The organism is Arsenophonus endosymbiont of Aphis craccivora, assembly GCF_013460135.1.
GTDB lineage: Bacteria > Pseudomonadota > Gammaproteobacteria > Enterobacterales > Enterobacteriaceae > Arsenophonus > Arsenophonus nilaparvatae.
The window spans coordinates 1,186,313-1,212,812 of sequence record NZ_CP038155.1 but is presented as its reverse complement, the minus strand read 5'-3'; the positions used below and the strand labels follow the sequence as shown (position 1 = coordinate 1,212,812).

The 26,500-nt window shown below is 38.2% G+C and carries 17 protein-coding genes, 2 tRNA genes and 5 pseudogenes; 11 read left to right on the top strand and 13 right to left on the bottom strand.

Annotated features, from left to right (window positions below; all coding sequences use genetic code 11):
• Window positions 1–11: 11 nt before the first annotated feature.
• Entirely contained in the window at window positions 12–239 is a 228-nt protein-coding gene (locus E3U36_RS06380; protein ID WP_180815872.1) for a DUF1414 domain-containing protein, read from the bottom strand.
• 258 nt (window positions 240–497) lie between these two features.
• Between E3U36_RS06380 and yejK the strand changes: the two genes are divergently transcribed.
• Window positions 498–1,502, top strand: coding sequence for a nucleoid-associated protein YejK (gene yejK / locus E3U36_RS06375; protein WP_180817560.1), 1,005 nt, complete (start codon window positions 498–500; stop codon window positions 1,500–1,502).
• 77 nt (window positions 1,503–1,579) lie between these two features.
• On the opposite strand, the gene rplY is transcribed toward yejK, so the two are convergent.
• Entirely contained in the window at window positions 1,580–1,861 is a 282-nt protein-coding gene (rplY, locus tag E3U36_RS06370) for a 50S ribosomal protein L25 (protein WP_180815871.1), read from the bottom strand.
• Window positions 1,862–2,065: 204 nt separating this feature from the next.
• Here rplY and E3U36_RS06365 point away from each other — a divergent pair, with 204 nt between their 5' ends.
• Window positions 2,066–2,989: an IS5 family transposase gene (locus E3U36_RS06365; protein ID WP_180815869.1), complete on the top strand. Its 924-nt coding sequence runs from the start codon at window positions 2,066–2,068 to the stop codon at window positions 2,987–2,989.
• Between the two features lie 589 nt (window positions 2,990–3,578).
• Here E3U36_RS06365 and E3U36_RS06360 read toward each other — a convergent pair.
• Together E3U36_RS06360 and E3U36_RS06355 are read right to left on the bottom strand one after the other, a co-directional pair.
• Window positions 3,579–3,654: transfer RNA gene (locus E3U36_RS06360), tRNA-Thr, on the bottom strand.
• A gap of 5 nt (window positions 3,655–3,659) precedes the next feature.
• A tRNA-Ser gene (locus E3U36_RS06355) sits at window positions 3,660–3,747 on the bottom strand.
• A 178-nt stretch (window positions 3,748–3,925) separates the two neighbouring features.
• Here E3U36_RS06355 and rcsD point away from each other — a divergent pair.
• Both rcsD and rcsB read left to right on the top strand, forming a co-directional pair.
• Window positions 3,926–6,661, top strand: a complete 2,736-nt coding sequence (rcsD, locus tag E3U36_RS06350; protein WP_180815868.1) for a phosphotransferase RcsD — start codon at window positions 3,926–3,928, stop codon at window positions 6,659–6,661.
• Window position 6,662: 1 nt separating this feature from the next.
• A complete protein-coding gene (rcsB, locus tag E3U36_RS06345; RefSeq protein ID WP_180815866.1) occupies window positions 6,663–7,310 on the top strand; it encodes a response regulator transcription factor RcsB in 648 nt (215 codons plus the stop codon).
• Here rcsB and E3U36_RS06340 read toward each other — a convergent pair.
• Window positions 7,307–7,447, bottom strand: coding sequence for a hypothetical protein (locus E3U36_RS06340; protein ID WP_180815864.1), 141 nt, complete (start codon window positions 7,445–7,447; stop codon window positions 7,307–7,309). The two genes, rcsB and E3U36_RS06340, sit on opposite strands and share 4 nt — an antisense overlap.
• On the opposite strand from E3U36_RS06340, the pseudogene E3U36_RS06335 reads away from it, so the two are divergent.
• Window positions 7,441–8,364, top strand: a pseudogene (locus E3U36_RS06335) (IS5 family transposase). The gene E3U36_RS06340 and the pseudogene E3U36_RS06335 sit on opposite strands and share 7 nt — an antisense overlap.
• Before the next feature lie 126 nt (window positions 8,365–8,490).
• Here E3U36_RS06335 and rcsC read toward each other — a convergent pair.
• Window positions 8,491–11,349 (bottom strand): two-component system sensor histidine kinase RcsC, encoded by a 2,859-nt coding sequence (gene rcsC, locus E3U36_RS06330; protein WP_180815863.1) that lies wholly within the window; start codon window positions 11,347–11,349, stop codon window positions 8,491–8,493.
• Window positions 11,350–11,491: 142 nt separating this feature from the next.
• Window positions 11,492–14,119 (bottom strand): DNA topoisomerase (ATP-hydrolyzing) subunit A, encoded by a 2,628-nt coding sequence (gyrA, locus tag E3U36_RS06325; protein ID WP_180817458.1) that lies wholly within the window; start codon window positions 14,117–14,119, stop codon window positions 11,492–11,494.
• Between the two features lie 166 nt (window positions 14,120–14,285).
• Here gyrA and ubiG point away from each other — a divergent pair, with 166 nt between their 5' ends.
• The 4 genes from ubiG to yfaE all read left to right on the top strand — a co-directional run bounded on the left by ubiG (window position 14,286) and on the right by yfaE (window position 19,090).
• Window positions 14,286–15,017: a bifunctional 2-polyprenyl-6-hydroxyphenol methylase/3-demethylubiquinol 3-O-methyltransferase UbiG gene (ubiG, locus tag E3U36_RS06320; protein WP_180817457.1), complete on the top strand. Its 732-nt coding sequence runs from the start codon at window positions 14,286–14,288 to the stop codon at window positions 15,015–15,017.
• Window positions 15,018–15,378: 361 nt separating this feature from the next.
• Window positions 15,379–17,670 (top strand): class 1a ribonucleoside-diphosphate reductase subunit alpha, encoded by a 2,292-nt coding sequence (nrdA, locus tag E3U36_RS06315; protein ID WP_180817456.1) that lies wholly within the window; start codon window positions 15,379–15,381, stop codon window positions 17,668–17,670.
• Window positions 17,671–17,681: 11 nt separating this feature from the next.
• Window positions 17,682–18,818 (top strand): class Ia ribonucleoside-diphosphate reductase subunit beta, encoded by a 1,137-nt coding sequence (gene nrdB, locus E3U36_RS06310; RefSeq protein ID WP_180817455.1) that lies wholly within the window; start codon window positions 17,682–17,684, stop codon window positions 18,816–18,818.
• Window positions 18,819–18,823: 5 nt separating this feature from the next.
• Window positions 18,824–19,090 (top strand): class I ribonucleotide reductase maintenance protein YfaE, encoded by a 267-nt coding sequence (gene yfaE, locus E3U36_RS06305; protein ID WP_180817454.1) that lies wholly within the window; start codon window positions 18,824–18,826, stop codon window positions 19,088–19,090.
• 93 nt (window positions 19,091–19,183) lie between these two features.
• Here the strand turns inward: yfaE and E3U36_RS13545 are convergent.
• Window positions 19,184–19,843: pseudogene (locus tag E3U36_RS13545) on the bottom strand (class I SAM-dependent methyltransferase).
• A gap of 273 nt (window positions 19,844–20,116) precedes the next feature.
• On the opposite strand from E3U36_RS13545, the gene tyrP reads away from it, so the two are divergent.
• Complete coding sequence (gene tyrP / locus E3U36_RS06295) at window positions 20,117–21,271, top strand: tyrosine transporter TyrP (RefSeq protein WP_439647285.1); 1,155 nt, start codon at window positions 20,117–20,119, stop codon at window positions 21,269–21,271.
• Between the two features lie 130 nt (window positions 21,272–21,401).
• Here the strand turns inward: tyrP and E3U36_RS06290 are convergent, their stop codons facing one another.
• On the bottom strand, window positions 21,402–21,875 hold the full coding sequence (locus tag E3U36_RS06290) for a YfaZ family outer membrane protein (RefSeq protein ID WP_369412960.1): 474 nt from the start codon (window positions 21,873–21,875) through the stop codon (window positions 21,402–21,404).
• 267 nt (window positions 21,876–22,142) lie between these two features.
• Here E3U36_RS06290 and E3U36_RS06285 point away from each other — a divergent pair.
• Window positions 22,143–23,595: pseudogene (locus tag E3U36_RS06285) on the top strand (catalase).
• 320 nt (window positions 23,596–23,915) lie between these two features.
• On the opposite strand, the gene E3U36_RS13195 reads toward E3U36_RS06285, so the two are convergent.
• The 4 genes and pseudogenes from E3U36_RS13195 to menB form a co-directional block, all read right to left on the bottom strand.
• Window positions 23,916–24,062 (bottom strand): hypothetical protein, encoded by a 147-nt coding sequence (locus E3U36_RS13195; protein WP_369412959.1) that lies wholly within the window; start codon window positions 24,060–24,062, stop codon window positions 23,916–23,918.
• Window positions 24,063–24,130: 68 nt separating this feature from the next.
• A complete protein-coding gene (locus E3U36_RS06280) occupies window positions 24,131–25,156 on the bottom strand; it encodes an AMP-binding protein (protein WP_369412958.1) in 1,026 nt (341 codons plus the stop codon).
• 17 nt (window positions 25,157–25,173) lie between these two features.
• Window positions 25,174–25,593, bottom strand: a pseudogene (menC, locus tag E3U36_RS06275) (o-succinylbenzoate synthase); the annotation flags it as partial.
• Between the two features lie 52 nt (window positions 25,594–25,645).
• Window positions 25,646–26,498: pseudogene (gene menB, locus E3U36_RS06270) on the bottom strand (1,4-dihydroxy-2-naphthoyl-CoA synthase).
• Between the last annotated feature and the right edge of the window lie 2 nt (window positions 26,499–26,500).

Here is a 26,500-nt window from a genome sequence, read left to right as displayed (position 1 = left end):
TATCTGCTAAATTAGTGAATTTTCTCTTCATTAACAGAAGCAAGTAACGCCTGAGCGAAAGATTCTGCAATAGTTTTACGCTGAGTCAGTGTAACAGTTGTATTAATTAAGTTTGTCACCATGTTACCTAATACTATCAATGATAGATCAGTTGGAGCTTGATATTTTTCTAATACTTTGACTAATTCTAGGAGTAGATGTTCAATTTGCTCATCACTATAATGGGATGATTGTGGCATAATAAAAAGCCTGAATGAATAAAGCTTTATATTTTAGCGTATTATTGTGTTTTTTGCTGTAGCTGTTTTGTCTAATTTAACTGGATAATTTCATTTAGTAACATTTTAAATTGACCGGTTTCCATAAGTTACAAATCTTATTATATGCCCATAATACAAAAATGTTATATCAATAGATATCAATTTAGCCGCCGGAAAAAGTTATCGATGTCTGAATACCGTTGATCTTTATGCCATAAAGAAAATAAGGAGTAAATGATGAGTCTGGATATTTGCCAGATTGCTTTACATCAGTTGATAAAACGTGATGAACAAACACTAGAGGTTGTGCTGCGTGATTCTTTATTAGGCACGGATAATATAGTGCAAGAAATGATGGCAGTATTGCATCGGATTTATGGCGCTAAAAGTAAAGCCTTTGCCACTTTTAATCAAGCGAGCGAATTAGCTGAAGCATTAGTGGCTTTGAGAAAGGGAGATGAAAACTTTTTGGGATTTAGCCGTGCGGCTACTATTCGTTTGCGGGATGAATTGGCAAAATATCCGTTTGCAGAAGGTGGGGTGGTACTGTTTTGTCAATATCGTTATTCGGCGGTAGATTACTTATTGATAGCTGTATTAAATAGCTGCAATAGTATGTTTGTTAATGATAATCTGGAATTGAATACTACTCATTATCTTGATATTCCGCATGTTGATATTGTTGCTCGCATAGACTTGACAGAATGGGAAAGAAATCCCGCTTCTGAACGTTATTTAACTTTTTTAAAGGGCCGCGTCGGGCGTAAAGTATCTGATTTTTTTATGGATTTTATGTCAGCTAGCGAAGGTATGAATGCTAAAATACAGAATAAAGGATTACTGCAAGCCGTGAATGATTATTGTGATTCGTCTGAGTTAAACCAGGCCGCCACACAAGAATATCGCCAGCAAGTTTATCGCTATTGTAATGAGCAACAACAGGCCGGAGAAGAAATTGAATTAAAGTGTTTATCAAAAGAGTTGCCTGCTTTAGGAGAGCAAAATTTTGCTGAATTTACGCAACAAAATGGTTATCAATTGGCAGAAAGTTTTCCACCAGATCGTACGACTCTCAAACAATTAACCAAATATTCAGGTAGTGGTGGTGGCTTGACCATTAACTTTGATGCTTTGTTACTTGATGAGCGTGTTTTTTGGGATCCGGCAACGGATACGTTAACAATTAAAGGTACACCACCAAACTTACGTGAGCAATTAGGGCGTGGCAAGAAAAGCCGTTAATGATGGTAAAAACAAATAACGCCGCAAAAGCGGCGTTATTGATAATTGGCTTGGTAAAAAAGCGCCATTTTGCGTAATTAAACCCGCAAGAAATCGATATGGGTTAGTTTAGGCTTAAACGGATGACGTTGAACCGCTTGTACTTTAACTTTGGTTTTTTTCCCATCAACCACCAGTGTTAATACTTCATAAAACTCTGGCTTGCTTTCTTGGTTGATAATTTCATCATGGCTGAGTTCAATACAAACGGGTTCCTGATCACAACCATAGACGATAGCCGGTAATTTGTTGTCTTTACGCAGGCGGCGGCTCGCACCCTTACCCTGCTCTTTGCGTATTTCTGCATTAATCGTTAGCATGATTTGTTCTCATAATATAAAAAGACTCTGCAACAGGCGACCCAGTGGCAGATCCGATAATAAAAACTTGTTAGTGATTGCTAATCAAGCGGGCGGCATTTTAGCGAAAAAAATGCTCTACAGCAATGAAAAAGATGTCCTAATTTTAGGGCATTGATATTCATTTCAGTAAAAACAGCGAATTCGTTTCAACATCAGGTCCCCATGTCAAAGCAAAAGTTTAAAATTACCAACTGGCCAGCGTACAACAAGGCACTCAGACAACGCGGTTCCCTGACGGTCTGGCTTGATGAGTCGGCCATCGCTGGATGGACTGACAGTTCTTCGCCTGAAGGTCGTGGCCGGCCGCTTTACTACAGCGATATGGCTGTTACCACTGTCCTGATGATGAAGCGTGTGTTTAACCTGTCGCTACGGGCATTACAGGGCTTCGTTGATTCGATTTTTAAACTCATGTCTTTGCCGCTGTGCTGTCCGGACTACTCGCTGGTCAGCAGACGAGCAAAGAGCGTCAACATCAGCATAAAAACGCCAACGCGTGGTGAAATCTCGCATCTGGTCATCGACAGTACCGGTCTGAAGGTCTTTGGCGAAGGTGAATGGAAAGTCAGGCAGCATGGGGCTGACAGACGAAGAGTGTGGCGCAAGCTTCATCTGGCAGCAGACAGTGTGAATCATGAGATTATCTGTGCCGACTTATCGCTCAGCGGAACGACAGATGCGCAGGCACTGCCGGGCCTGATTAACCAAACCCACCGGAAAATCAGGGAAGTGTCAGCAGACGGTGCTTATGACGCCTGTTACTGCCACGACGCGTTGCTAAGAAAGAAAATCAGGCCCCTTATCCCGCCGCGAAGCGGAGCGAAATACTGGCCGGACAAGTACCATGAACGTAACCATGCGGTGGCGAATCAGCGTCTGAGCAGGAGTAATGATATGTGGAAAAAGAAAGTGGGTTATCACCGGCGTTCAGTGGCAGAAACAGCGATGTTCCGCATAAAAACTTTGCTGGGTGGCCATCTGAGGCTGCGTGACTATGAGGCTCAGGTAGGTGAAGCAATGGCGATGGTCAAAGCGCTGAACCGTATGACGTTGTTGGGTATGCCACACAGCGTCAGGATCGGATAACAGCTGTAGCAGAGGGAGCCATCCTGGCGGCTAATTCTGATTTATTCAACAAAGCCTCTCTTATTCAATCATATTCTTTTGCTCATGAGAGCACTAACGATAAAGTCGCGGATGAATATATATAACCACAATGGCCTGGTTACGGTATGTCATTATGATGACAAAATTGAAGAAAAATTATGCTTTGATGAAAATGGTATTGTCGATTATGGGGATATAAATATCAAAGCTACGCACTAAAACAAACCGTGAAATAACTACAATTGATCATAACAATATTACTTTTGAACATACCGCTATTGTGACAAGGTTAAAAATAAGAATTGTTTAATATGCTTCCTAAAATAAAATTAAAATATTAAAAATTTCATTTACATTATTTTAAGAGATTGAGCAGCTATTTTAGACAGCAAATACTATTTTTACTAATGTGGATTAAATTGAAATCAAACCAAACGTTTCACAGGTATGTCTGTTTACTCAATAGAACAGCGGCAATAAATAGGAACTTATGCTATAGAAGCACCCCATAAATATCCCACTTACCTAAAAAGCACTGTGGGATAAACTGAGTAGCTTTTGACTTAATTGGTGCCGGCTACCGGAGTGTAACTTGTGACCTACTGATTACAAGTAAGTTGCTCTACCACCTGAGCTAAGCCGGCGAATTTGGCGGAAGGATAGAGATTCGAACTCTAGGATGGTTTCCCATCGGCGGTTTTCAAGACCGCTGCCTTCGACCGCTCGGCCATCCTTCCATGGCGCGGAAGTATGGCGAAATGTGATGACCTTGTCTAGACCTTAATATAAAAAAATACTATTTTTTTCATCGTTTGCTCAAAGTTTGATCATTAAAATTATACTATCCGAAATTACCTGTTAAAATAATAAGACAGAATTGTTTAAATAGTAATCAACATACTAATTTTTTTCTTCATGTTTAATAAAAAGGCGCCTCTTCTACCAATGGATTATAAACAACCAACCTTACAACTTTCATCACTAACCCGCTTTTGTATAATGTTTATCAGCTCGCTTGTATTATTGTTATTTCTATTTGCCTACAATTACTTTCATAATTGGATCAATAATAGTCAAAATGCGCTCAGTAACATCACTAAACAACTTGAATATGAAATTGAAGATTACCGTTATTACGCAAATCAACTCTATTACATTGCAAACGATGGCGGGGATGAAACTAAGAGTGATACCCCCTTACCCATAAAATTGCGCCCTGATATTTTTTGGATCAATAACTACGAGCGTCATGTCGATGCCATTATTTTTGGCAGGCAAAATAATACTAATATTAATCGGGCCTATAAACTATCTAACTATATGGGCATAATCTGGGGAGCTAAACATGAATACAGCTCGATGTACTATCTCAATGGTCCTGATAATACACTTTTGCTGGTAACTACCCATTCGATATTAAAACCAGAGATTCGCTATAAAGAGAGTTATTTAACTTTAACCGCAGAAGAAAAACGCTCTGAGATGTTGACATTATCATCGGCTATAGACAAACGAGAAAGCTTGTCAAATATTCATCTTACACGCCCTGATAATTCATACTATTATACTTACCGCACAATGTTCAACTCACCAGGCCAATTGACTACCATTATAACTTTTGAATTACCCATAAATTTATTACTCTCAAAAAATATTAATCCTGAATACTTATCAATTACCTTTTCAAATGACATAATACACAACAATGGAAACCTAGTTGATATTAAATTTAATGGTCTCTCACTAAAATTTACCCAACCCATTCCTGGAACAACTTACCGGCTAGTATATCAATTACCAATTAAAGATATCTTGTGGGATCTTTTATATAATAATTTGTGGGCCATAATCGCCATTTGTTTTTTTACAACCATCTCTATTGTTGGCAGCTTGTATATCAGGACACGTTTTGTTGCCCCTAACCAAAATATGTTTCACGAGATACAAATTACAAACACAATTAGCAACTATATTATTTCAAATATTCCTATTGGTTTTCTACTTTATAATTTCACAACCAATCGCAAAATTATGAGTAATGGAATAGCTGAATTACTTTTACCCCATATGGACTTGATACGTATTCGTGACATGGCAATCCAGCATCATGGGGCTATTCAAATTTCAATTGAAGATACTATTTATGAAATAAAATTACTTAATAATCAATTATTAGATAATACTTATATGTTTTTTATTCATGATCAAGATAAAGAAGCACTAACAAATAAAAAATTACTAATGGCTAAACATGAGCATGAAAAAAATATTCAAGTCCGACGCTCGATGTTGTCTAACATGTGTAAAGAGATCCATACTCCCATTATAGAAATTAATAGTCTTATTAACCAAATCAAACAAACCTCTGATGAGCACAACATAAAATATTTAATTAATGAATTATTAATTAGAACACATTATATTGTTAACTGGATAGATAATATCACTTTACTTAATACCATTGAATCTGGTGAATGGAAATTAGAGCAACCAAATGAATTTAAACCTGTCTCAATCGCTGAGATGATGAATAAAATACTAAAAGAAAAAACATCACTGCTTATCAACAAAGGTCTTTCACTTTACTATCATAATAATTTAAATTATGAACAACACATCACCACAAATAATAACGCTTTATTTAAAATAATTTCACTTCTATTGAGTTATTCAATCAATACAACTAATTTTGGCAAAATTACTGTCATATTAAACTATGCAACTAAACGACTATCCCTCGAGATCATTGATAGCGGTATAGGACTTAATGCTATGGATCTGGCAAATATCCACATGCCTTTTGCTAGTTCAACAAATAATGACGGAACCCTATCCAATTCAGGAATGACATTTTATCTATGTCATCAGCTATGTTACCGTATGAAAGGTGAATTTTTCATAAAAAGTAAAGTTGGAATCGGTTCTCATTATACAGTGACATTGCCCTTAGAATTAGAAAATGAACAAAGTTCCAAGTCATTACCACTTCTTGATGGTATTAATATACTTCTTGATATTAGAAATCCTGAAATTCATAAAATTATCCAGCAGCATTTAATGACTTATGGCGCTAATTATTCTGATATGGCTAAAAATAATTGTCATTCATCCTATGATTTATTTATAACTGATCATAAAACAGAATATAATAAACCGACAATTTACCTTGTTGATAATATTATTAATTATAGAGTAGTAAAACAAAATTTGATAAAATGTAATTTCAATTTTAATGATGAACTTATTAATGCAATTTATATCTTAATCGAAGATAATTTGATTGCGGAGCAAGAATCAACCGATAAATCAATATTTACTATCATCAATCATAACAATACTTCAAACCTTATAATCCTTGAGGATTATAAAAAAGAGCTTTCTGATAGTGACTATCTTAATTTATTCCTTACTACAGTACCTATAGATATTAATAAGCTGTATACTAACCAAGAAAAAGGTAACTTAAAAAAACTAGAAGATATAGCACATAGACTAAAAGGTGTTTTTGCTATGCTGAACTTTGAGCTTCTTAAAAAAGCATGTGAGCAATTAGAACAGCACATAGCAGATAATAATGAATTGGAGATTTTAAATAGCATTAGAGATATTGATATCTTTATCAAAAAACTAATGCCAGAGGGCAACCAATAAAATGAATAACCTTAATGTCATTATCGCTGATGATCATCCTATTGTACTATTTGGTATACGAAAATCTCTTGAGCAAATCGAGGGAATTAATTTGGTTGGTCAATTTGAAGATTCCACATCTCTTATCAATAATATAGCCAAACTTAAAGCAGATATTCTAATTACTGATCTTTCGATGCCCGGTGATAAATACGGTGATGGAATTACATTAATTAAATACATTAAACGCCACTACCCTAACCTATCAATAATAGTCCTTACCATGAATAATAATCCCGCAATACTCAGTGCTGTGTTAGATTTAGATATCGAAGGCATCGTATTGAAACAAGGCGCTCCTGCTGACTTACCAAAGGCATTATCAGCTTTACAAAAAGGAAAAAAATTCACTCCTGAAAATGTATCGAAATTATTGGAGAAAGTTAATGCGAATGGTTATGGCGATAAACGTTTATCGCCAAAAGAAAGTGAAGTGTTGCGCCTATTTGCGGAAGGTTTTTTAGTCACCGAAATTGCAAAAAAACTTAATCGAAGTATTAAAACAATTAGTAGCCACAAAAAGTCGGCTATGTTAAAACTCGGTGTTGAAAATGATATAGCATTATTAAATTATCTTTCTTCAGTCACAATTGAGAAAGAAATTAACTAGTAATATGATACAAATAAAAAACTGATTGATCCTAATCTTATGTGCAATGAATAAGGGCTTTGTTGAATAAATCGAACTTTTAGGTGATTGGCGGAGCTGATCGCTAAATTCGTTTCAACATCAGGTCCCCATGGCAAAGCAAAAGTTTAAAATTACCAACTGGCCCGCGTACAACAAGGCACTCAGACAACGCGGTTCCCTGACGGTCTGGCTTGATGAGTCGGCCATCGCTGGATGGACTGACAGTTCTTCGCCTGAAGGTCGTGGCCGGCCGCTTTACTACAGCGATATGGCTGTTACCACTGTCCTGATGATGAAGCGTGTGTTTAACCTGTCGCTCCGGGCATTACAGGGCTTCGTTGATTCGATTTTTAAACTCATGTCTTAGCCGCTGTGCTGTTCGGACTACTCGCTGGTCAGCAGACGAGCAAAGAGCGTCAACATCAGCATAAAAACGCCAACGCGTGGTGAAATCTCGCATCTGGTCATCGACAGTACCGGTCTGAAGGTCTTTGGCGAAGGTGAATGGAAAGTCAGGCAGCATGGGGCTGACAGACGAAGAGTGTGGCGCAAGCTTCATCTGGCAGCAGACAGTGTGACTCATGAGATTATCTGTGCCGACTTATCGCTCAGCGGAACGACAGATGCGCAGGCACTGCCGGGCCTGATTAACCAAACCCACCGGAAAATCAGGGAAGTGTCAGCAGACGGTGCTTATGACGCCTGTTACTGCCACGATGCGTTGCTAAGAAAGAAAATCAGGCCCCTTATCCCGCCGCGAAGCGGAGCGAAATACTGGCCGGACAAGTACCATGAACGTAACTATGCGGTGGCGAATCAGCGTCTGAGCAGGAGTAATGATATGTGGAAAAAGAAAGTGGGTTATCACCGGCGTTCAGTGGCAGAAACAGCGATGTTCCGCATAAAAACTTTGCTGGGTGGCCATCTGAGGCTGCGTGACTATGAGGCTCAGGTAGGTGAAGCAATGGCGATGGTCAAAGCGCTGAACCGTATGACGTTGTTGGGTATGCCACACAGCGTCAGGATCGGATAACAGCTGTAGCAGAGGGAGCCATCCTGGCGGCTAATTCTGATTTATTCAACAAAGCCATGAATAAGGTTAATCGGTTTTCCATCCTGTTTTTATAAATTAATAATCATTTGAATATTAAAATAGTATCTAATCATTATTTTCTTGTGTTGCTAATATACTAACATCGCAACACTTCAATAGCGATTGATTTAATTTTTTTAATGTAACCGGTTTGGATAGACAGTCATCCATTCCTACACTTAAGCAACGCTGCTTTTCTTCTGCCATGGCATTAGCCGTTAAAGCAACAATCGGTATCGCATAACCTTCTTCTCTAATTAACTTTGTCAAACCATAGCCATCGAGATTAGGCATATTTACATCTGTCAAAACGATATCTATATTATTTTGTCGAACATAATCCAAAGCGATTAGCCCATCTTCAGCAAGTACTATATTAAAGCCTATTGATTTCAGCTGATCAGCCAGTAAACTCCGATTAATTGGATGATCATCAACAATCAATACCGTTAGAAAACATAATTTTTTATCTGGTAGCGACATTATTGAAGATGGATTAACAACCTCTTGCTCACCATTTTCCATCACTAATTGATCAATAAAACCATCTAATTTATCAAGTTGGTAAGTATTATGAAACCAATCATTTTTCGCATTTTCCTGGGGTTCACCGATAAAAGTTGAAAATAGCCTAAGTGTAAATTTGCTTTCAGCCACCAAGCCTTCATAATCAGTAATAATCAAATCATATATTTTATCTTTATGGTGTTCATTGCAAACTGTCGTTATCTTAAAGCCATTGTAGTCTAAATAAGTTTGTAGATAATCTCGCAGGTAATGATTTAAAAAATACAGACCGATACGAAAATTTTGCCGATATTCTGGGTGGAGACAAACCACATATTCACTATCAAACAAAGGTAGCCTAACGGTAAAACTACTACCTATACCAACCTGGCTGTCAACTTCAATATCGCCATCCATTAAGTTAATTAATTTTTCACAAATAGGTAACCCCAAACCAGTGCCCTGGGAAAAACTCTCATTATTAACTTTAATCTGAAAAAAAGGATCAAAAAGTTGCATTAATATATTATCAGGCATACCAATCCCAGTATCCCTAATTTCAATATAAATATAAAAATCTCTTATGAAAATATTTAACAGAATAAAACCAGTTTTTGTAAATTTAATCGCATTACTGAGAATATTAGAAACAATTTGCTGTACTCGAACCGAATCGGCATTAATAATATCGGGCACATTAGGATCAATATAGTAATAAATCGAAAGACCCTTTTTACCTATCAGCGGAATATAATTAGAAATAATAAATGAGAAAACCTCACGACAATTAAACGGTGCTGGATCAATATTAAGTTGCTTAGATTCAATTTTTGAAAAATCTAAAATATCATTAATTATTTTTAATAATAATGATGAAGAGTGATCCATTGTCGTCAAAAGGCGATCAGCTTGAATCGGCAATTCATAAGATTGCAATAACTCTAAATTACCAATGATGCCATAAAGTGGTGTTCGTAATTCATGGCTAACGGTTGCTAAAAACATAGATTTGGCTTGGTTGGCCTGCTCTGATGCCTGCGCCATATTATGTAAAGATTTTTCCATCTGAACACGGGCACTAATATCAACCAAAACACAAATGGCCACTTCCTTATTTTGATAACGAGAAATAACATAACTTATTTGTAAATGGGTATGACTGGTAGTAACAACATCAATATAACTACTAGATTTATCTTGAATAATTGATACGATGCGGGTTTTATCATCATGGCTTAATAATCGAAAATAATCATGGGCCAGTTCATTACTCAATATATTAACACCATCAACAAGACGTAAAATAATGATACCAACCGGCGCCGACGCCACTATTTTATGATTAAATTGCTCATGTTCTTCTAAACGAATGGCATTATCTTCTGCTGGTAATAACATCTTCCTTTCTAATAGCCAGATCAAAAAAGTAATTAAAATAAATGAGATTATATTTAACAGAATGCCGTTTATAATTGACAGCTTAAATTCATTAAGAATATCACTAATAGGTACAGAAAAAACAACACTTAATAACGAAGGTAGTAAGCGGTTTTTATAAATTAATCGACTAAAATCATTATCATAGCCAAAATGAAAGTTTTCTAACTGATAAACATAATCATCAGATCTTAAATTACTATCATAAGAAAAATGTAATACTAATCTATTATTTGCATTTAAAACGAAGGTAATAATTGGCCTTTCATAGCGTAAATTAAATTGCTCCAAGCGTATTGAACGTTCTAAACCAATTAGACCAATCAAAGTCCCTTTATCATAAATAGGCGCTAATATGTAGAAAGAGCCATTATCAGTTCCCGACGCTGGTGTGATCCAATAAATATTTTGCTCTCTGCCTTGTGCCCTCAAGCTCATATAAGTCCGCATATTTTCATGGATGATTTTTTTAAACGATTGAAGACTGGTAATACTGTTTCGGATAGCCAAATCAATCATGCAGTTACTTTCTGGGCCAACAATAAAAACCGTTTTTAAACCTTGTGGTGGCACAATATTATTTCGCCAAAAAGAGAATAATTGATTAAATGCGACTAAGTAAATCTTTGATGTTTCATGCAATTTGCTACAATCAGCATCTGCCGTTAGGGGTAAGTAGGTGAAATTAAGTTGTTTTGGCAAGACAGGCGTATAATTAGGATCTTGCGCTAATTTTTCGATATGGCTATCTATCATATATTGGATTGATCGCAGGGTTTTATCCATATAAGGCACATATTCAACCATACTGTCATAAGTAGATGAATACTGTTGATGTATATCAGATTTAACTTCATTAAAGATATTAAATAGATAAAAAAGTGTGATTACAGCTCCCATTGCCCACAGCATGACGCCGAGAGTACGGAACAAATAGCGAGAAATTTTCAATGACGTTCTAAATGAAGATATATATCTCAAACACTGTCCTAACTATAAAAGAAGTGTATCAATGGTAAAGCATATACGATAAGCGGAATAATAAAAAGTTATCACTAATAATGAATTGACATAAAGTGTAAAAATGGGCACCTACTGTGCCCGCTCAGACAAAACTAATTTATCACTCATTAAGCGAAATAGTTTTTACGTTATTGATATCAGGCTCTACTTTTACGCTGATTGTATCTTCTGTTAACGTTTGGTTATCATCTTCCTCTTCTTCAGGATCAACAACGCGTTGTAAACCAACTACTTTTTCATCTTCAGCAGTACGAATCAAAGTGACACCCTGAGTATTTCTACCGACAATGCTAACCTCTACAACTCGGGTACGCACCAAGGTACCAGCATCCGTGATCATCATGATTTGATCAGTTTTTTCTACCTGAATTGCTCCGACCACATTACCATTACGTTCACTAACCTTAATGGAAATAACACCTTGAGTAGCTCGAGATTTTGGTGGGTATTCACTCTGCTCGGTTCGTTTTCCATAACCATTTTCTGTAACGGTTAAAATATTACCTTCACCACGGGGTACAATCAGCGAAACGACCTTATCGCCAGCTTGTAGCTTAATACCTCGAACACCCGTTGCTGTACGTCCCATAGGACGAACCGCATTTTCCGCAAAACGAACAACTTTACCACCAGCAGAGAAAAGCATTACCTCATTTTTACCAGCAGTCAAATCAACGCCAATCAGCTCATCGCCATCATTAAGATTAACTGCAATAATGCCGGCGCTTCTGGGACGACTAAAATCTTTTAGTGATGTCTTTTTAACTGTACCACTCGCGGTTGCCATAAATACATAATGACCATCATCAAATTCACGTACCGGCAAAATTGCGGTAATACGTTCATTCTGTTCTAACGGTAATAAATTGACTATTGGTCGTCCACGTGCGCCACGGCTAGCTTCGGGTAATTGGTAAACTTTCATCCAATAGAGGCGGCCACGGCTAGAGAAGCATAGAATTGTGTCATGGGTATTGGCAACTAACAAACGCTCAATAAAATCTTCTTCTTTAATACGCGCAGCCGACTTACCTTTACCCCCACGTCGCTGTGCTTCGTAATCAGATAGTGGCTGATATTTAACATACCCCTGATGTGATAAGGTGACGACCACATCTTCCTGGGTAATTAAATCTTCGATATTAATATCCGCGCTATTTTCAGTAATTTCGGTGCGACGGACATCACGATACTGATCTTTAACAGCTTCCAGCTCTTCACGGATAACTTCCATTAACCGTTCTGGGCTGGTTAATATATATAGCAATGCGCCAATCAGTTTTAGCAGCTCACTATATTCATCCAATATTTTGTCATGTTCTAAGCTAGTTAATTTTTGCAAACGCAAATCAAGAATTGCCTGAGCTTGCGTTTCAGTCAAATAATATTGACCATCGCGCACACCGTATTCGGGTTCAAGCCATTCATGGCGAGCAGCGTTATCACCTGCATTGGATAACATGGCAGAAACATTACCTAATTGCCAAGGACGAGCAATCAAAGCCAATTTCGCTTCATGAGGCGTTGATGCTTGGCGGATCAGTTCAATTATTGGATCAATATTTGCTAATGCGACGGCGAGAGCTTCCAAAATATGAGCCCGTTCACGCGCTTTACGCAATTCAAAAATAGTCCGTCGAGTGACCACTTCTCTACGATGGCGAACAAAAGCTTCAAGAATTTCTTTTAAGTTTAAAAGTCTAGGCTGGCCATCACATAAGGCAACCATATTAATGCCAAATGAGACTTGAAGTTGAGTGAGGGAATACAAATTATTCAGTACCACTTCCGCCACTGCATCTCGTTTTACTTCAATAACAATACGCATGCCATCTTTATCAGATTCATCACGTAATGCACTAATCCCCTCAACACGCTTATCTTTAACCAATTCTGCAATTTTTTCAATTAAACGAGCTTTATTAACCTGATAAGGGATCTCATTGAAAATAATTGTTTCACGACCACTTTTATCATCAACTTCAACGTTAGCTCGTGCACGGATATAGACTTTACCACGTCCCGTCCGATATGCGTCGATGATACCGCGGCGACCATTAATAATCGCAGCGGTTGGAAAATCAGGACCTGGAATATACTCCAGTAATCCTTCAATACTAATATTTTCATCATTGATATAAGCCAGACAGCCATCAATGACTTCACTAAGGTTATGAGGTGGAATATTGGTAGCCATACCAACAGCGATACCTGAAGAGCCGTTAACCAGCAAGTTTAGCACCCGCGTTGGCATAACATCAGGGATCTGCTCTGTACCATCATAGTTAGGAATCAAATCAACGGTTTCTTTATCTAAATCTGCCAACAATTCATGGGCAATTTTTGCCATGCGTACTTCGGTATAACGCATAGCTGCAGCAGAGTCGCCATCAACAGAGCCAAAATTACCTTGCCCATCAACTAGCATATAACGCATTGAAAAAGGTTGTGCAAGACGTACTATCGCATCATAAACAGCGCTATCGCCATGAGGATGGTATTTACCAATGACGTCACCGACTACACGGGCTGATTTTTTGTACGGTTTATTCCAATCATTGCCCAATACATTCATCGCATATAATACGCGACGGTGAACAGGCTTTAATCCATCTCGTACATCTGGAAGGGCGCGTCCAACAATTACAGACATCGCATAATCCAAATAAGAGCTTTTCAGCTCCTCTTCGATATTGACCGGGGTAATTTCTCTTGCTATGTCACTCATGGAGCCAATGTCCCTCATACTCCTTATTCATTAAGGAGTAAAATTATACCACAAAATCGCCATTTTATAAAAACAGGAAACGCATAATGATCAATAAAACATGTATAATGACCTAATGCCATTATACAGTCTATGTTAATAAAAAAATTAAGGAGTAAATTTTCTGATGAATAACAAGAATTCGCTCAGCGAGGCAAATGTTGATCTAGCTGAAATCGACAAATTTAGCTCTGTTGCGACTCGTTGGTGGGATGAAACGAGTGAATTCCAACCTCTTCATCGGATTAATACATTACGTTTAAACTATATCCTACAACAGGCTAATGGTCTGTTTGGTAAAAAAGTACTCGATATTGGCTGCGGAGGCGGAATTTTATCAGAAAGTATGGCTAAAGAAGGCGCCCTGGTGACAGGAATTGATATGGCCGCAGAGCCGCTGGAAGTCGCAAAGCTCCATGCATTAGAAAGCAATATGCAGATCAACTATCTACAGGAAACCGCTGAGAGTCATGCCGAAAAATACCCTAAAACTTATGATATCGTTACCTGTATGGAAATGTTGGAACATGTGCCCGATCCCGAGTCTGTCGTTCAATCATGCGCAAAATTAGTCAAACCGGGCGGTCATGTATTTTTTTCTACTATTAATCGTAATAAAAAAGCCTGGTTATTGGCAATTATTGCCGCTGAGCATATTTTAAAAATAGTTCCCAAAGGTACTCATGATGTAAAAAAATTTATTCGACCTTCAGAGCTACTCAGTTGGATAGATAAAACCTCTTTACAAGAACAGCATATGATCGGATTACATTATAATCCGATCAGCAACAAATTTTCGTTAGGCTCGAATGTTGATGTTAATTATATGTTGCACTTGTCAAATGCAAATAATTGTTAACATTTGCTGAAGAAAGCAGCAGTCAGTAGGTCATTATTAAATTTATTTTTCACCATTGCCGGTAACATAAATTATAATATTCTTATATTATCACACAGAGTTATCGGCCAATTAACAAAATTTAGCGCTCGATTATTGCTAAAAACCCCATTTTTTATAGACTTGATAAAAGTAGCAAATGCCATTATCTTGTTAGTATAAACGCAATCAAACACTATATATTGTGTTTACTGCTCTCCATTTTAGTTCAAAATACAAACATAATATGCTATTAACAGCCCACCGTTTTGTATTTTATTATTAACCATTGAGTGCAGTGATCGATAAATATTTAGCTAGTTAACTTTAGGTGTATCTACCCATGAACCAAAGTCTGTTAGTCACTAAACGTGATGGACATAAAGAGCGCATTGATCTTGATAAAATCCATAAAGTCATTACCTGGGCGGCTGAAGGTCTAAAAGATGTATCCATTTCACAAGTAGAGCTACGTTCTCAGATCCAGTTTTATGATGGTATTAAAACGTCCGATATTCACGAAACCATGATCAAAGCGGCGGCAGATCTTATTTCAGCTGATACACCCGATTACCAATATCTTGCAGCTCGATTAGCTATTTTCCATCTACGCAAAAAAGCATATGGCCAATTTGAACCACCAGCACTATATCAGCATGTTTTGCATATGGTTAAAATAGGTAAATATGATAAGCATCTGCTGACAGATTATACAGCTGAAGAATTCGAGCAGATGGATAGTTTTCTGGATCACTGGCGTGACATGAATTTTTCCTATGCGGCAGTTAAGCAATTAGAAGGCAAATACTTAGTACAAAACCGGGTAAGCGGTGAAATTTATGAAAGTGCCCAGTTTCTCTATATCCTTATTTCAGCTTGCCTTTTTTCACGCTATCCAAAAGAGACGCGGTTAAACTATATTCATCGTTTTTATGATGCAATCTCAACTTTCAAAATTTCACTACCTACCCCGATTATGGCGGGGGTACGCACCCCAACCCGCCAATTTAGTTCTTGCGTATTAATTGAATGTGGCGATAGCCTTGATTCAATTAATGCCACTTCTAGCGCGATTGTAAAATATGTTTCTCAGCGTGCCGGTATTGGTATTAATGCCGGCCATATTCGCGCACTAGGTAGTCCAATTCGGGGAGGTGAAGCGTTTCATACAGGCTGTATCCCGTTCTATAAACATTTTCAAACTGCGGTAAAATCTTGTTCTCAAGGTGGCGTACGTGGTGGTGCCGCTACGCTATTTTATCCGCTCTGGCATTTAGAGGTTGAAAGCCTATTAGTATTGAAAAATAACCGTGGCGTTGAAGGTAATCGTGTTCGTCACCTGGACTATGGCGTACAAATTAACAAACTGATGTATGAACGCCTTATCAAAGGTAAAGAAATTACCCTCTTTAGCCCTTCTGATGTGCCCGGCTTATATGAAGCATTTTTTGCTGATCAAAACGAATTTGAACGTTTATATTTAAAATATGAGCAAGACGCAAACATACGCCAAAAACGCGTTAAAGCGCTCGATCTATTTTCACTTATGATGCAAGAGCGAGCGTCAACCGGACGTATTTATATTCAAAATGTCGACCACTGTAACACCCATAGTCCATTTGATGCTACAGTTGCGCCAATTCGTCAATCAAACCTCTGTCTGGAAATCGCCTTGCCAACCAGGCCCTTAAATGATGTTAACGACAAAAATGGTGAAATTGCTCTCTGTACTCTTTCCGCCTTTAATTTGGGTGCCATTACCTCATTGGAAGAATTGGAAGAGTTGGCGGTATTAGCGGTGCGTGCATTAGATTCACTGCTCGATTATCAAAACTATCCGATTGTTGCAGCGCAAAAAGGCTCTATGGGTCGTCGTACTTTAGGTATTGGCGTCATAAATTATGCTTATTATTTAGCTAAACATGGCGTTCACTACTCCGATGGTAGTGCCAATAATCTGACCCACAAAACCTTTGAAGCGATCCAATATTATTTATTGAAAGCATCCAATGAACTGGCAAAAGAGCAAGGTGCTTGCCCATGGTTGAACGAAACTACTTATGCAAAAGGTATTTTACCGATTGATAGTTATAAAAAATCATTAGATGCACTAACATCTGAACCGCTACATTATGATTGGCAAACTTTACGCAAAGATATCAAGCAATATGGTTTGCGTAACTCAACGCTTTCCGCCTTGATGCCATCAGAAACTTCTTCGCAAATATCCAATGCTACCAATGGCATTGAACCACCACGAGGCTATATCAGTATTAAAGCATCCAAAGATGGTATTTTGCGTCAAGTTGTACCTGAATACGAACGCCTGAAAGATGATTATGAACTGTTATGGCAAATGCCCAACAATGACGGTTACTTGCAGTTGGTTGGTATTATGCAAAAATTTATTGATCAATCAATTTCGGCTAATACGAATTATGATCCAACCCGCTTCCCAAATAATAAAGTTCCAATGAATCAATTACTGAAAGATTTGTTACTCGCTTATAAATATGGGTTAAAAACGCTTTATTACCATAATACCCGAGATGGTGCAGAGGATAGCCAAGCCGATCTTGAAGAGGTGATTGAATCAGCTGACAGCGATTGTGATGGCGGCGCTTGTAAGATTTAACGTGAGGACGTATGGAATACCAATATACAACATTTTCGCAAACCAAAAACGATCAATTGCACGAACCGATGTTCTTTGGACAGCCTGTCAACGTTGCCCGTTATGATCAGCAAAAATATCCTATTTTCGAGCAGCTAATTGAAAAACAACTCTCTTTTTTCTGGCGCCCAGAAGAAATTGATGTTTCTCGTGATCGTATTGATTATCAAGCGCTACCTAAACATGAAAAACACATTTTTATCAGTAATTTAAAATATCAAACACTATTAGATTCTATTCAAGGACGTAGCCCTAACGTGGCACTACTGCCCCTTATTTCAATTCCTGAACTTGAAACCTGGATAGAAACCTGGTCATTTGCAGAAACTATTCATTCGCGCTCTTATACTCATATTATTCGTAATATTGTGAATGACCCATCAATTATTTTTGACGATATCGTAACTAATGACGAAATTTTAAAGCGGGCAAAAGATATTTCTACTTATTATGACGATTTAATTGAGATGACCAGCTATTACCATATGTTAGGTGAGGGCAATCATACAATTAATGGCAAAAATGTCATTATTTCTTTACACAATTTGAAAAAGCAGCTCTATTTATGTTTGATGAGCGTTAATGCATTAGAAGCGATTCGTTTTTATGTCAGCTTCGCTTGTTCATTTGCCTTTGCTGAACGTGAATTGATGGAAGGAAACGCTAAAATTATTAAATTGATTGCCCGTGATGAAGCGTTGCATCTCACCGGCACCCAACATATGTTAAACCTGATGCGTTCTGGTCAAGATGATCCTGAAATGGCCATCATTGCCAAAGAGTGTGAAGAAGCATGTTACAAATTGTTTGTACAAGCCGCCGAACAGGAAAAGGAGTGGGCAGAATATCTCTTCTCAAATGGTTCTATGATCGGTCTTAATAAAGATATTCTATGTCCATACATCGAATATATTACCAATATTCGCATGCAAGCGGTTGGATTAAAATTACCCTTCAAAACGCGTTCTAATCCAATCCCATGGATCAACGCCTGGCTAGTTTCTGATAACGTTCAGGTGGCCCCACAAGAAGTAGAAGTGAGTTCTTACTTGGTAGGGCAAATTGATGCTCAGGTCGATACCGATGAATTGGGCAACTTTGAGTTATAACCGTTATGGCAAGCTATAAAATTACCCTGCGCAACGCACAGGGTATAATGATCCCTTTTCATTCCGAACAACATACTAGTCTACTTGATGCTCTGGAACAGAGTAAAATTCAAATTGAATTTCAATGTCGGGAAGGCTTTTGTGGTGCCTGCCGGGTTCGTCTGCGAAAAGGAAAAGTGGGATATCGTCATAAACCAATAGCTTTCATTGATAAAGATGAGATATTAGCCTGTAGTTGCCGGCCTATCACCGATATTGATATCAATCAATAACACCAGCTGGCGCTAACATTAAGACTGTTTACGCTTTTTCAACAACCACCAGTAACATCATCGGACGTCTTATCTAATCTCTCATGCCATCAATTAATCAGCCGGCTGAGGCTCAATGAGTCGCGCAATAGAAAATCCAGCTGTTAATAAACTGGTTAAATAAGTTGTTAAGGTTTTATGATACTTAGTCACTTTGTGACCGAGAAATTCTGCATAACGCGCACTTTCGTTAAAATAGTTATCAACTGGCCAATGGAGCTTATAGCCTGAACTATTATAACACCAATCTTGTGAACCATGAGCAGTAAAAACTGGGTGCTCGATTGAAAATATAAACTGGCCTTTCTCAGTTAAACAAGCGTAGATTTTATGGCATACTTGAGCCAAATCAGCGACATAATGTAATGCTAGCGAACTGACAACCAGATCAAAGCTAGCATTAGCAAACTGAATATCCTATATCGCTTGTTGCCGATATTCAATGATATCAGGAAAGCGATTTTTTTCTTTTGCTACCTTTAACATTTTCTGCGAAATATCTGTACCAATCACTTTTCTCGCGCCATGCTCTGCTGCATATAAACAATGCCAACCGTAACCACAGCCCAAATCTAAAACTGATTTACCTTGAAAATTAGGTAATAAACTTTGTAATACTGGCCATTCACCAGCGGCATTTAATCCATCAACAGAACGAGGAAACTGGCTATAGGCAATAAAAAAATCATCCTGATCGTAAATATTCTCTTTCATAACTAAATTCCAATGATTGGTATATAACTAGCTTAACTATCACTCTCTAATCAAATTTTTATATTATGCCTGATCATCATTCAATTAACTACTGTTCAGACTGATAATGTAAACATAAAATTCCATAAAATGTAATATTAATTTGACACATAATAATCAATCATTTACTCTGTCCCCATATTAAATTTAGCGCTATAAGGCTCAGGATCACTTGTGAAAAATCTCACACTGGGTAGTATTTTAATTGTTGCTGGCACAACAATCGGTGCCGGTATGTTGGCAATGCCGCTTGCCGCATCAGGCGTTGGTTTTCCCATGATTGCACTTATGCTAATTGGGTTATGGGCTTTAATGAGTTATACCGCGTTATTATTAGTCGAAGTATATCAATACAACCCCGCACATTTAGGTTTATGCTCTATTGCCAAACGTTATCTTGGTTTACCTGGAAGAGTGATAACCAGTTTAAGCATGCTACTACTGATGTATTCATTAGCGACCGCTTATATCGGTGGCGCAGGAGTTTTGATCGCTAATAGCCTTTCATCTTGGACAGGTATAAATATTAGCATCAATTCTGCAATTATTTTATTCACCATTATTGGCGGTACGATTGTCTGTATTGGCACTCATTCAGTAGATTTGATAAATCGCATTTTGTTTATCGCAAAAATTGTTTTTCTGCTCATCATGCTAATCGTCATGATGCCCCACGTAGAAAATATTAATCTTACCGCTATGCCAGTAGAAAAAGGATTAGTCTTATCAGCGATCCCAGTCATTTTTACTTCATTTGGCTTTCACGGTAGTATTCCGAGCCTGGTAAGCTATATGGATGGTAATATCAATAAATTACGTAAAATTTTTATTATTGGTAGTGCTATCCCTCTATTCGCTTATATTTTATGGCAGATAGCCACCTTAGGAGCTATCCCACAAACCAACTTTATCGGTATATTAGCCAACCGGTCGGGTTTAAACGGATTACTGAGTGCAATTAATGATATCGTCGCCACTTCACAAGTAAATATTGCTGTTAACCTATTCATGGATCTGGCGTTGGCGACCTCTTTTTTAGGTGTTACGCTGGGTTTGTTTGACTATTTGGCCGATATGTTTAAACGTAAAAATACGTCATTTGGTCGCTTGCAGAGTGGATTATTAACCTTCCTGCCACCACTGGTTTGCGCGCTATTTTTCAGCAGTTTTGTTCAAGCCTTAACCTATGCAGCCGTTGCTTTATCGATTTTAGCACTCATTCTGCCAACTTTGATGGTGATGCGCGTCAGAAAAATCGAAGCAAATAAAACTAATCGTTATCGGGTTAAAGGTGGAACTCCCGCATTACTAATAGTGCTAACTTGTGGTGTTGCCGTGATTTTAATTCAGATTGGTATTGTTAGTGGTATGTTACCTGCTGTTGGATAACACTTTTAACATAAAGAAAAAGTAAAGCACCATAATTCATATGGTGCGAACAATTAAGCAGCTAGAAACTGACGCCTGCACCCAGATAAAAACCATCTGCAATGGTATTGTTAGGATGCTGACTCTTGCCTTACAGTGTCATAAAACGATAACCAAAATGAATCGCTAATGGTTTAATCACTTCATATTTAATGCCCACATCCGCTTCCTGATAAGCATAATTGCCCGAAGTGAAATCACGCGGTGAGCCATAAACTTCCTCATATAAAGCCAACGATGGCATAATTTGCCAATTGGCACCAACACCAGCCGCAAAGGCAAAACCGTTATTATTATCTTGTGGTGATAAATAATAAGCTTTTCCACCAATATAAGCGCTAAACGGCCCTAAAGGTAAGCCAAAAATTGCCCCTAAGCTAACTACCTGACCGTCATGATCGCTACGTGCCCAATTGCCATTTATGACTAACCCTGCCCCTTTGCTGCCAATGCCAGCCGCTAGTTCAGTAAAATCTTTTCCTACTTGTGCACTGACAGAAGCGGCATTAGAATGACCTGAGAATAAAAAACATCCAACTGTTACCGGTAATAAAAATTTTTTCATTAAAATAGTTATCCTAAGCTACTAATTATTCTGGTTACTAAAATATCAACAATATATTTCATTTTCTTTCGAATTATTATTATTTTGTAAAAAACATTTTTTGCCTGATATATCGCAGCAATATGTATTTTTGATTGGCTATATACTTTATTAGCTTAGATAATCTATTTGATATGACTTTAATAAGATTAATAAAAATTATGTAACACCGGCTAATTGTTTTTAACTACATTTTCTATCTATTTCAACTAAAACTGGAGATGAGTAATGGAGAAAAAAGAAGGTCTTACTACTGCTGCAGGCTCACCCGTCGTTGATAATAATAATGTTATCACCGCAGGCCCTAGAGGCCCGATGTTATTACAAGATGTTTGGTTTTTAGAAAAATTGGCTCACTTTGATCGTGAAGTTATTCCTGAACGCCGTATGCATGCCAAGGGCTCTGGGGCATTTGGTACTTTTACCGTTACCCATGATATTAGCCAATATACACGGGCAAAAATCTTCTCTGAAATAGGTAAGGAAACCAAATTATTTATCCGTTTTTCTACCGTGGCCGGCGAACGGGGAGCTGCTGATGCAGAGCGAGATATTCGTGGCTTTGCCTTAAAGTTTTACACTGAAGAAGGTAATTTAGATTTAGTGGGTAACAATCAACCGGTTTTTTATTTACGTGATCCATTAAAATTTCCTGATCTTAATCATGTGGTAAAACGTGATCCGGACACTAATTTACGTCACCCTGCTTATAAATGGGATTTTTTCTCGCATTTGCCCGAATCTCTTCATCAATTAACTATTGATATGAGTGACCGAGGTATACCTAAATCCTACCGTCATATGCAGTCATACCTATAGTTTTATTAATGAAAAAAATCAGCGATTCTGGGTTAAATTTCATTTTCGTTGCCAACAAGGTATTGAAAATTTGATGGATGCCGCAGCGGAACAAATTATCGCTAAAGATCGTGCAAGTTCACAACGTGATCTGTTTAATGCCATTAACAGCCAAAATTATCCACGTTGGAAATTGCAAATCCAAGTGATGCATGAAGCCGATGCCGCTAAACTGCCTTACAACCCATTTGATTTGACCAAAGTATGGCGACATAAAGATTGCCCATTAATAGATGTTGGTGAGTTTGAATTAAACCGCAATCCTGATAATTATTTTTCTGATGTGGAACAAGCCGCCTTTAGCCTAGAGAATATCGTGCCAGGTATTAGTTTTTCGCCGGATAAAATGTTACAAGGCCGGTGATTCTCTTATGGCGACGCGCATCGTTATCGGTTAGGCGTCAATAATTTTCAGATCCCAGTAAATAAACCACAGGCTAACTGTCCATTTCATAACTACCACCGTGATGGTGCAATGAGAGTGGATGGTAATAGTGGCAATGGGGTTACTTACGAACCAAATAGTGCGGGCCAATTTCAAGAACAACCTCAATTCAAAGAACCACCGTTGACACTATGTGGAACAGCCGATCACTGGAATCATCGGGAAGATGAAGATTATTACAGTCAGCCAAGATCACTTTATAAATTGCTCAGTAAACACGAACATAAACGTATGTTTGACAGAATTGCCAGTAAATTAGTTGAAGCTTCAATTGAAACCCAGCAGCGGCAGGTTGCGCTATTTAGCAAGATACACCCTAAATATGGTGAAGGGGTTGAAAAAGCATTAGAAAAATGGCGAAAAAAACAGCATAAATAAAATTGCTTGCTAGCAAACGGAGAGAGTAAAACCTCTCCGGATCATTTTTACGCTGATGCAGTCTAAAAATTGTATTTAGCCAAGGATATACATTACTATCTATTATCGCCTTAAAGCCAGCACCAGATTATCTTAATCCACTTTATTATCATTATGATGCTGCAAAAGCCATTGCTTTATATTGCGGCGTGAACGCTTAATGCCGGCATTATCGATTAACATACTAGGGGCAATAAAGAATAAGCAATAGGTCGTTGAAAGGCCGCTAACCGATGATTTAACCACTGACTTAAGCTGGTTACCAGTTGTTGATTATCAGACTAAATGACCGCAACTGGACGGTGACTAAATTCTTTATCAGCTATTGGAATGACAAAACTCTGTTTAATATCAGGATGACTATTCAATATCGATTCGATATCTTCGGGTTGAATACCTTCCCCGCCACTAAAAAATTGATTATCCAATCGACCTAAGATCCGCCATTCTCCACCCGAAAAAGTACCTTTATCACGGCTAACAAACCAACCATTAACTATAATGCTAAGGGTAAGATTTTACCCTGCCACCAATAGCCTAATGCCAAACTATCAGCCTGAATATGAATTTCATTATTCACTAAGCGAAGAGACTTGCCGATTAAAGGTAAACCGACGCCTAGAGTACTATCTGCTTGTTTCGCGAAAAGCGTGGAGGCTGTTTCTGTCATACCATAGCCGAGCCAACAACGGATGCCATGCTGCTTAGCCGTAGTGACTAGCTCATGCGGGATCATCGCACCGCCTAATAACACATTTTGTAAACTGAATTTTTGCTCAACCTCTTTTATCTTCAATAAACGCCATAATTGAGTGGGTACTAAAGAAGCGTGGCTGCATTGCTGTAATGCATGTGGTAATGAAATGGTTGCTTTTATTGCTAATCTTGCTCCTCGATATAACCACCGCCAAACAATCCCCTGACCTGAGACGTGAAAAAGAGGTAAAGAAAGTAACCAACAATCCTCACGTTCAAACGCTAATAACGAAAGCACACCTTTAGCACTATTGAGATGAGCAGTAATATTATGCACCACCGCTTTCGCCATTCCGGTTGAACCAGAAGTTAATATTAATGTTGCCGGCAGCGATGGCATAAAAGGTAGCGGGCCAGTAACACCATGTTGAAGATTAACCGATTTTGCTATTACTGCGCGATAGTATAACAATTTTACCTTCGGCAAAAACAACGGTTGTTCAGTAAAATCAATCATATAATCAACCGACAAACCGGTAATTAATTCTACTACTGTGCTCTCTGGCAGTTGTGGATTGAGGGGCAAAATACGCGCCCCCAACTGCAGTAATGCCAGCTGACATAACAGCATAGAAAAACTATTTTTTCCTCTTAGCATGACGATCATCGACTCGGGAGCAAGCAACTGACGGTGGAGATTGTCGGCAACGCACTTAATTTTTGCTACCAATTGCCGCCAACTATATTGTCTATGCTCAGTTATCAGTGCAATGTCAGCAGGCGATTTTTCTGCCCAATAGATCCAAGGCCATTGATTAAATATCATTTATTCTGCCATATTAGTTATAATTCATTTAATCCGATTAATGGCAATGAACTTTCAGGCCATTGACGAACCAGTTGAGTCTGGAACAAAGACAAGGTATCTAATCCGGGAACGGTTTCTGGTGTTAACCAGCTTGCTATTCTAGCTAATTGTGTTAGACCAAAACTACTTTCAAGACTTGAACTAATTACACTATTTAATCCCACAGCCCTGGCGTCATCAATAAGTTGCTTACAGTGATTTAAGCTACCCAGTAAGGTAGGTTTAAGAACAATGGCGCTAACACCTGGCTGTTTTTCAAGTTTAAAATTAGGTTCGCGCATACTTTCATCCCAAGCAGTAGCGATCCCCGTTTGTTGAGCAAACGCTAATTAGTCAAGCATGGTTTTACAAGGCTCTTCAATAAAATCAATTCTACTGCGATTGGCTGGCTTAATACGATCCCTGCTTCCATAGGTAGACTAAATTGATATATTGCCGCCTTACGCATTATGGATTACGCTCAAAGCTTGAAAAATCAGGTTGCCGTTTTTCATTGAAAGCATTTCTCCCTTCCTGCCCTTCTTCGGTCATGTAAAATAACATGGTTGCATTACCGGCTAACTCTTGTAAACCGGCCTGGCCGTCACAATCCGCATTAAGCGCTGCTTTCAGACAGCGTAGTGCCATTGGGCTATTTTTTAATATCTCACGACACCAGCCTACCGTTTCACGCTCCAATTTAGCATAAGGCACAACCTGATTTACCAATCCCATCTCTAGTGCTGACCGTGCATCATATTGACGGCATAAGAACCAAATTTCGCGTACTTTTTTTTGTCCAACGATGCGTGCCATATAGGACGCTCCCCAACCACCATCAAATGAGCCAACCTTAGGCCCCGTTTGACCAAATATGGCATTGTCAGCAGCAATGGTTACACATCATATGTAATACATGCCCACCGCCAATCGCATAACCTGCAACCATAGCAACAATCGGCTTTGGACAGGTCCTCATTTGCCGTTGAAAATCTAAAATATTTAAGTGGTGAACACCATTATCATCTCGATAACCACCGTAATCACCACGAATTTTCTGATCACCACCGGCACAAAAGGCTTTCTCACTCTGGCCGGTTAAAATGATGCAACCTATCGCATTATCGTAACGGGCGTCGGATAACGCCTTGATCATCTCTTTGACGGTTTGTGGCCGAAATGCATTACGAACATGTGGACGATTGATTGTAATTTTAGCAATTCCATCTTTGATTTTATGATAAAGAATATCTTCAAATTGGGCTGAATAATCATGCCATTGAGCAACAGCATAAAGTTGTTCTTCATTCAGACATTGCATAT

Bases quoted from the DNA above. Each gene is read 5' to 3' on its own strand.
- E3U36_RS06380 (WP_180815872.1), bottom strand. From the start codon at position 239: ATGCCACAATCATCCCATTATAGTGATGAGCAAATTGAACATCTACTC.
- yejK (WP_180817560.1), top strand. From the start codon at position 498: ATGAGTCTGGATATTTGCCAGATTGCTTTACATCAGTTGATAAAACGT.
- rplY (WP_180815871.1), bottom strand. From the start codon at position 1,861: ATGCTAACGATTAATGCAGAAATACGCAAAGAGCAGGGTAAGGGTGCG.
- E3U36_RS06365 (WP_180815869.1), top strand. From the start codon at position 2,066: ATGTCAAAGCAAAAGTTTAAAATTACCAACTGGCCAGCGTACAACAAG.
- rcsD (WP_180815868.1), top strand. From the start codon at position 3,926: ATGTTTAATAAAAAGGCGCCTCTTCTACCAATGGATTATAAACAACCA.
- rcsB (WP_180815866.1), top strand. From the start codon at position 6,663: ATGAATAACCTTAATGTCATTATCGCTGATGATCATCCTATTGTACTA.
- gyrA (WP_180817458.1), bottom strand. From the start codon at position 14,119: ATGAGTGACATAGCAAGAGAAATTACCCCGGTCAATATCGAAGAGGAG.
- ubiG (WP_180817457.1), top strand. From the start codon at position 14,286: ATGAATAACAAGAATTCGCTCAGCGAGGCAAATGTTGATCTAGCTGAA.
- nrdA (WP_180817456.1), top strand. From the start codon at position 15,379: ATGAACCAAAGTCTGTTAGTCACTAAACGTGATGGACATAAAGAGCGC.
- nrdB (WP_180817455.1), top strand. From the start codon at position 17,682: ATGGAATACCAATATACAACATTTTCGCAAACCAAAAACGATCAATTG.
- yfaE (WP_180817454.1), top strand. From the start codon at position 18,824: ATGGCAAGCTATAAAATTACCCTGCGCAACGCACAGGGTATAATGATC.
- tyrP (WP_439647285.1), top strand. From the start codon at position 20,117: ATGTTGGCAATGCCGCTTGCCGCATCAGGCGTTGGTTTTCCCATGATT.
- E3U36_RS06290 (WP_369412960.1), bottom strand. From the start codon at position 21,875: ATGAAAAAATTTTTATTACCGGTAACAGTTGGATGTTTTTTATTCTCA.
- E3U36_RS06280 (WP_369412958.1), bottom strand. From the start codon at position 25,156: ATGATATTTAATCAATGGCCTTGGATCTATTGGGCAGAAAAATCGCCT.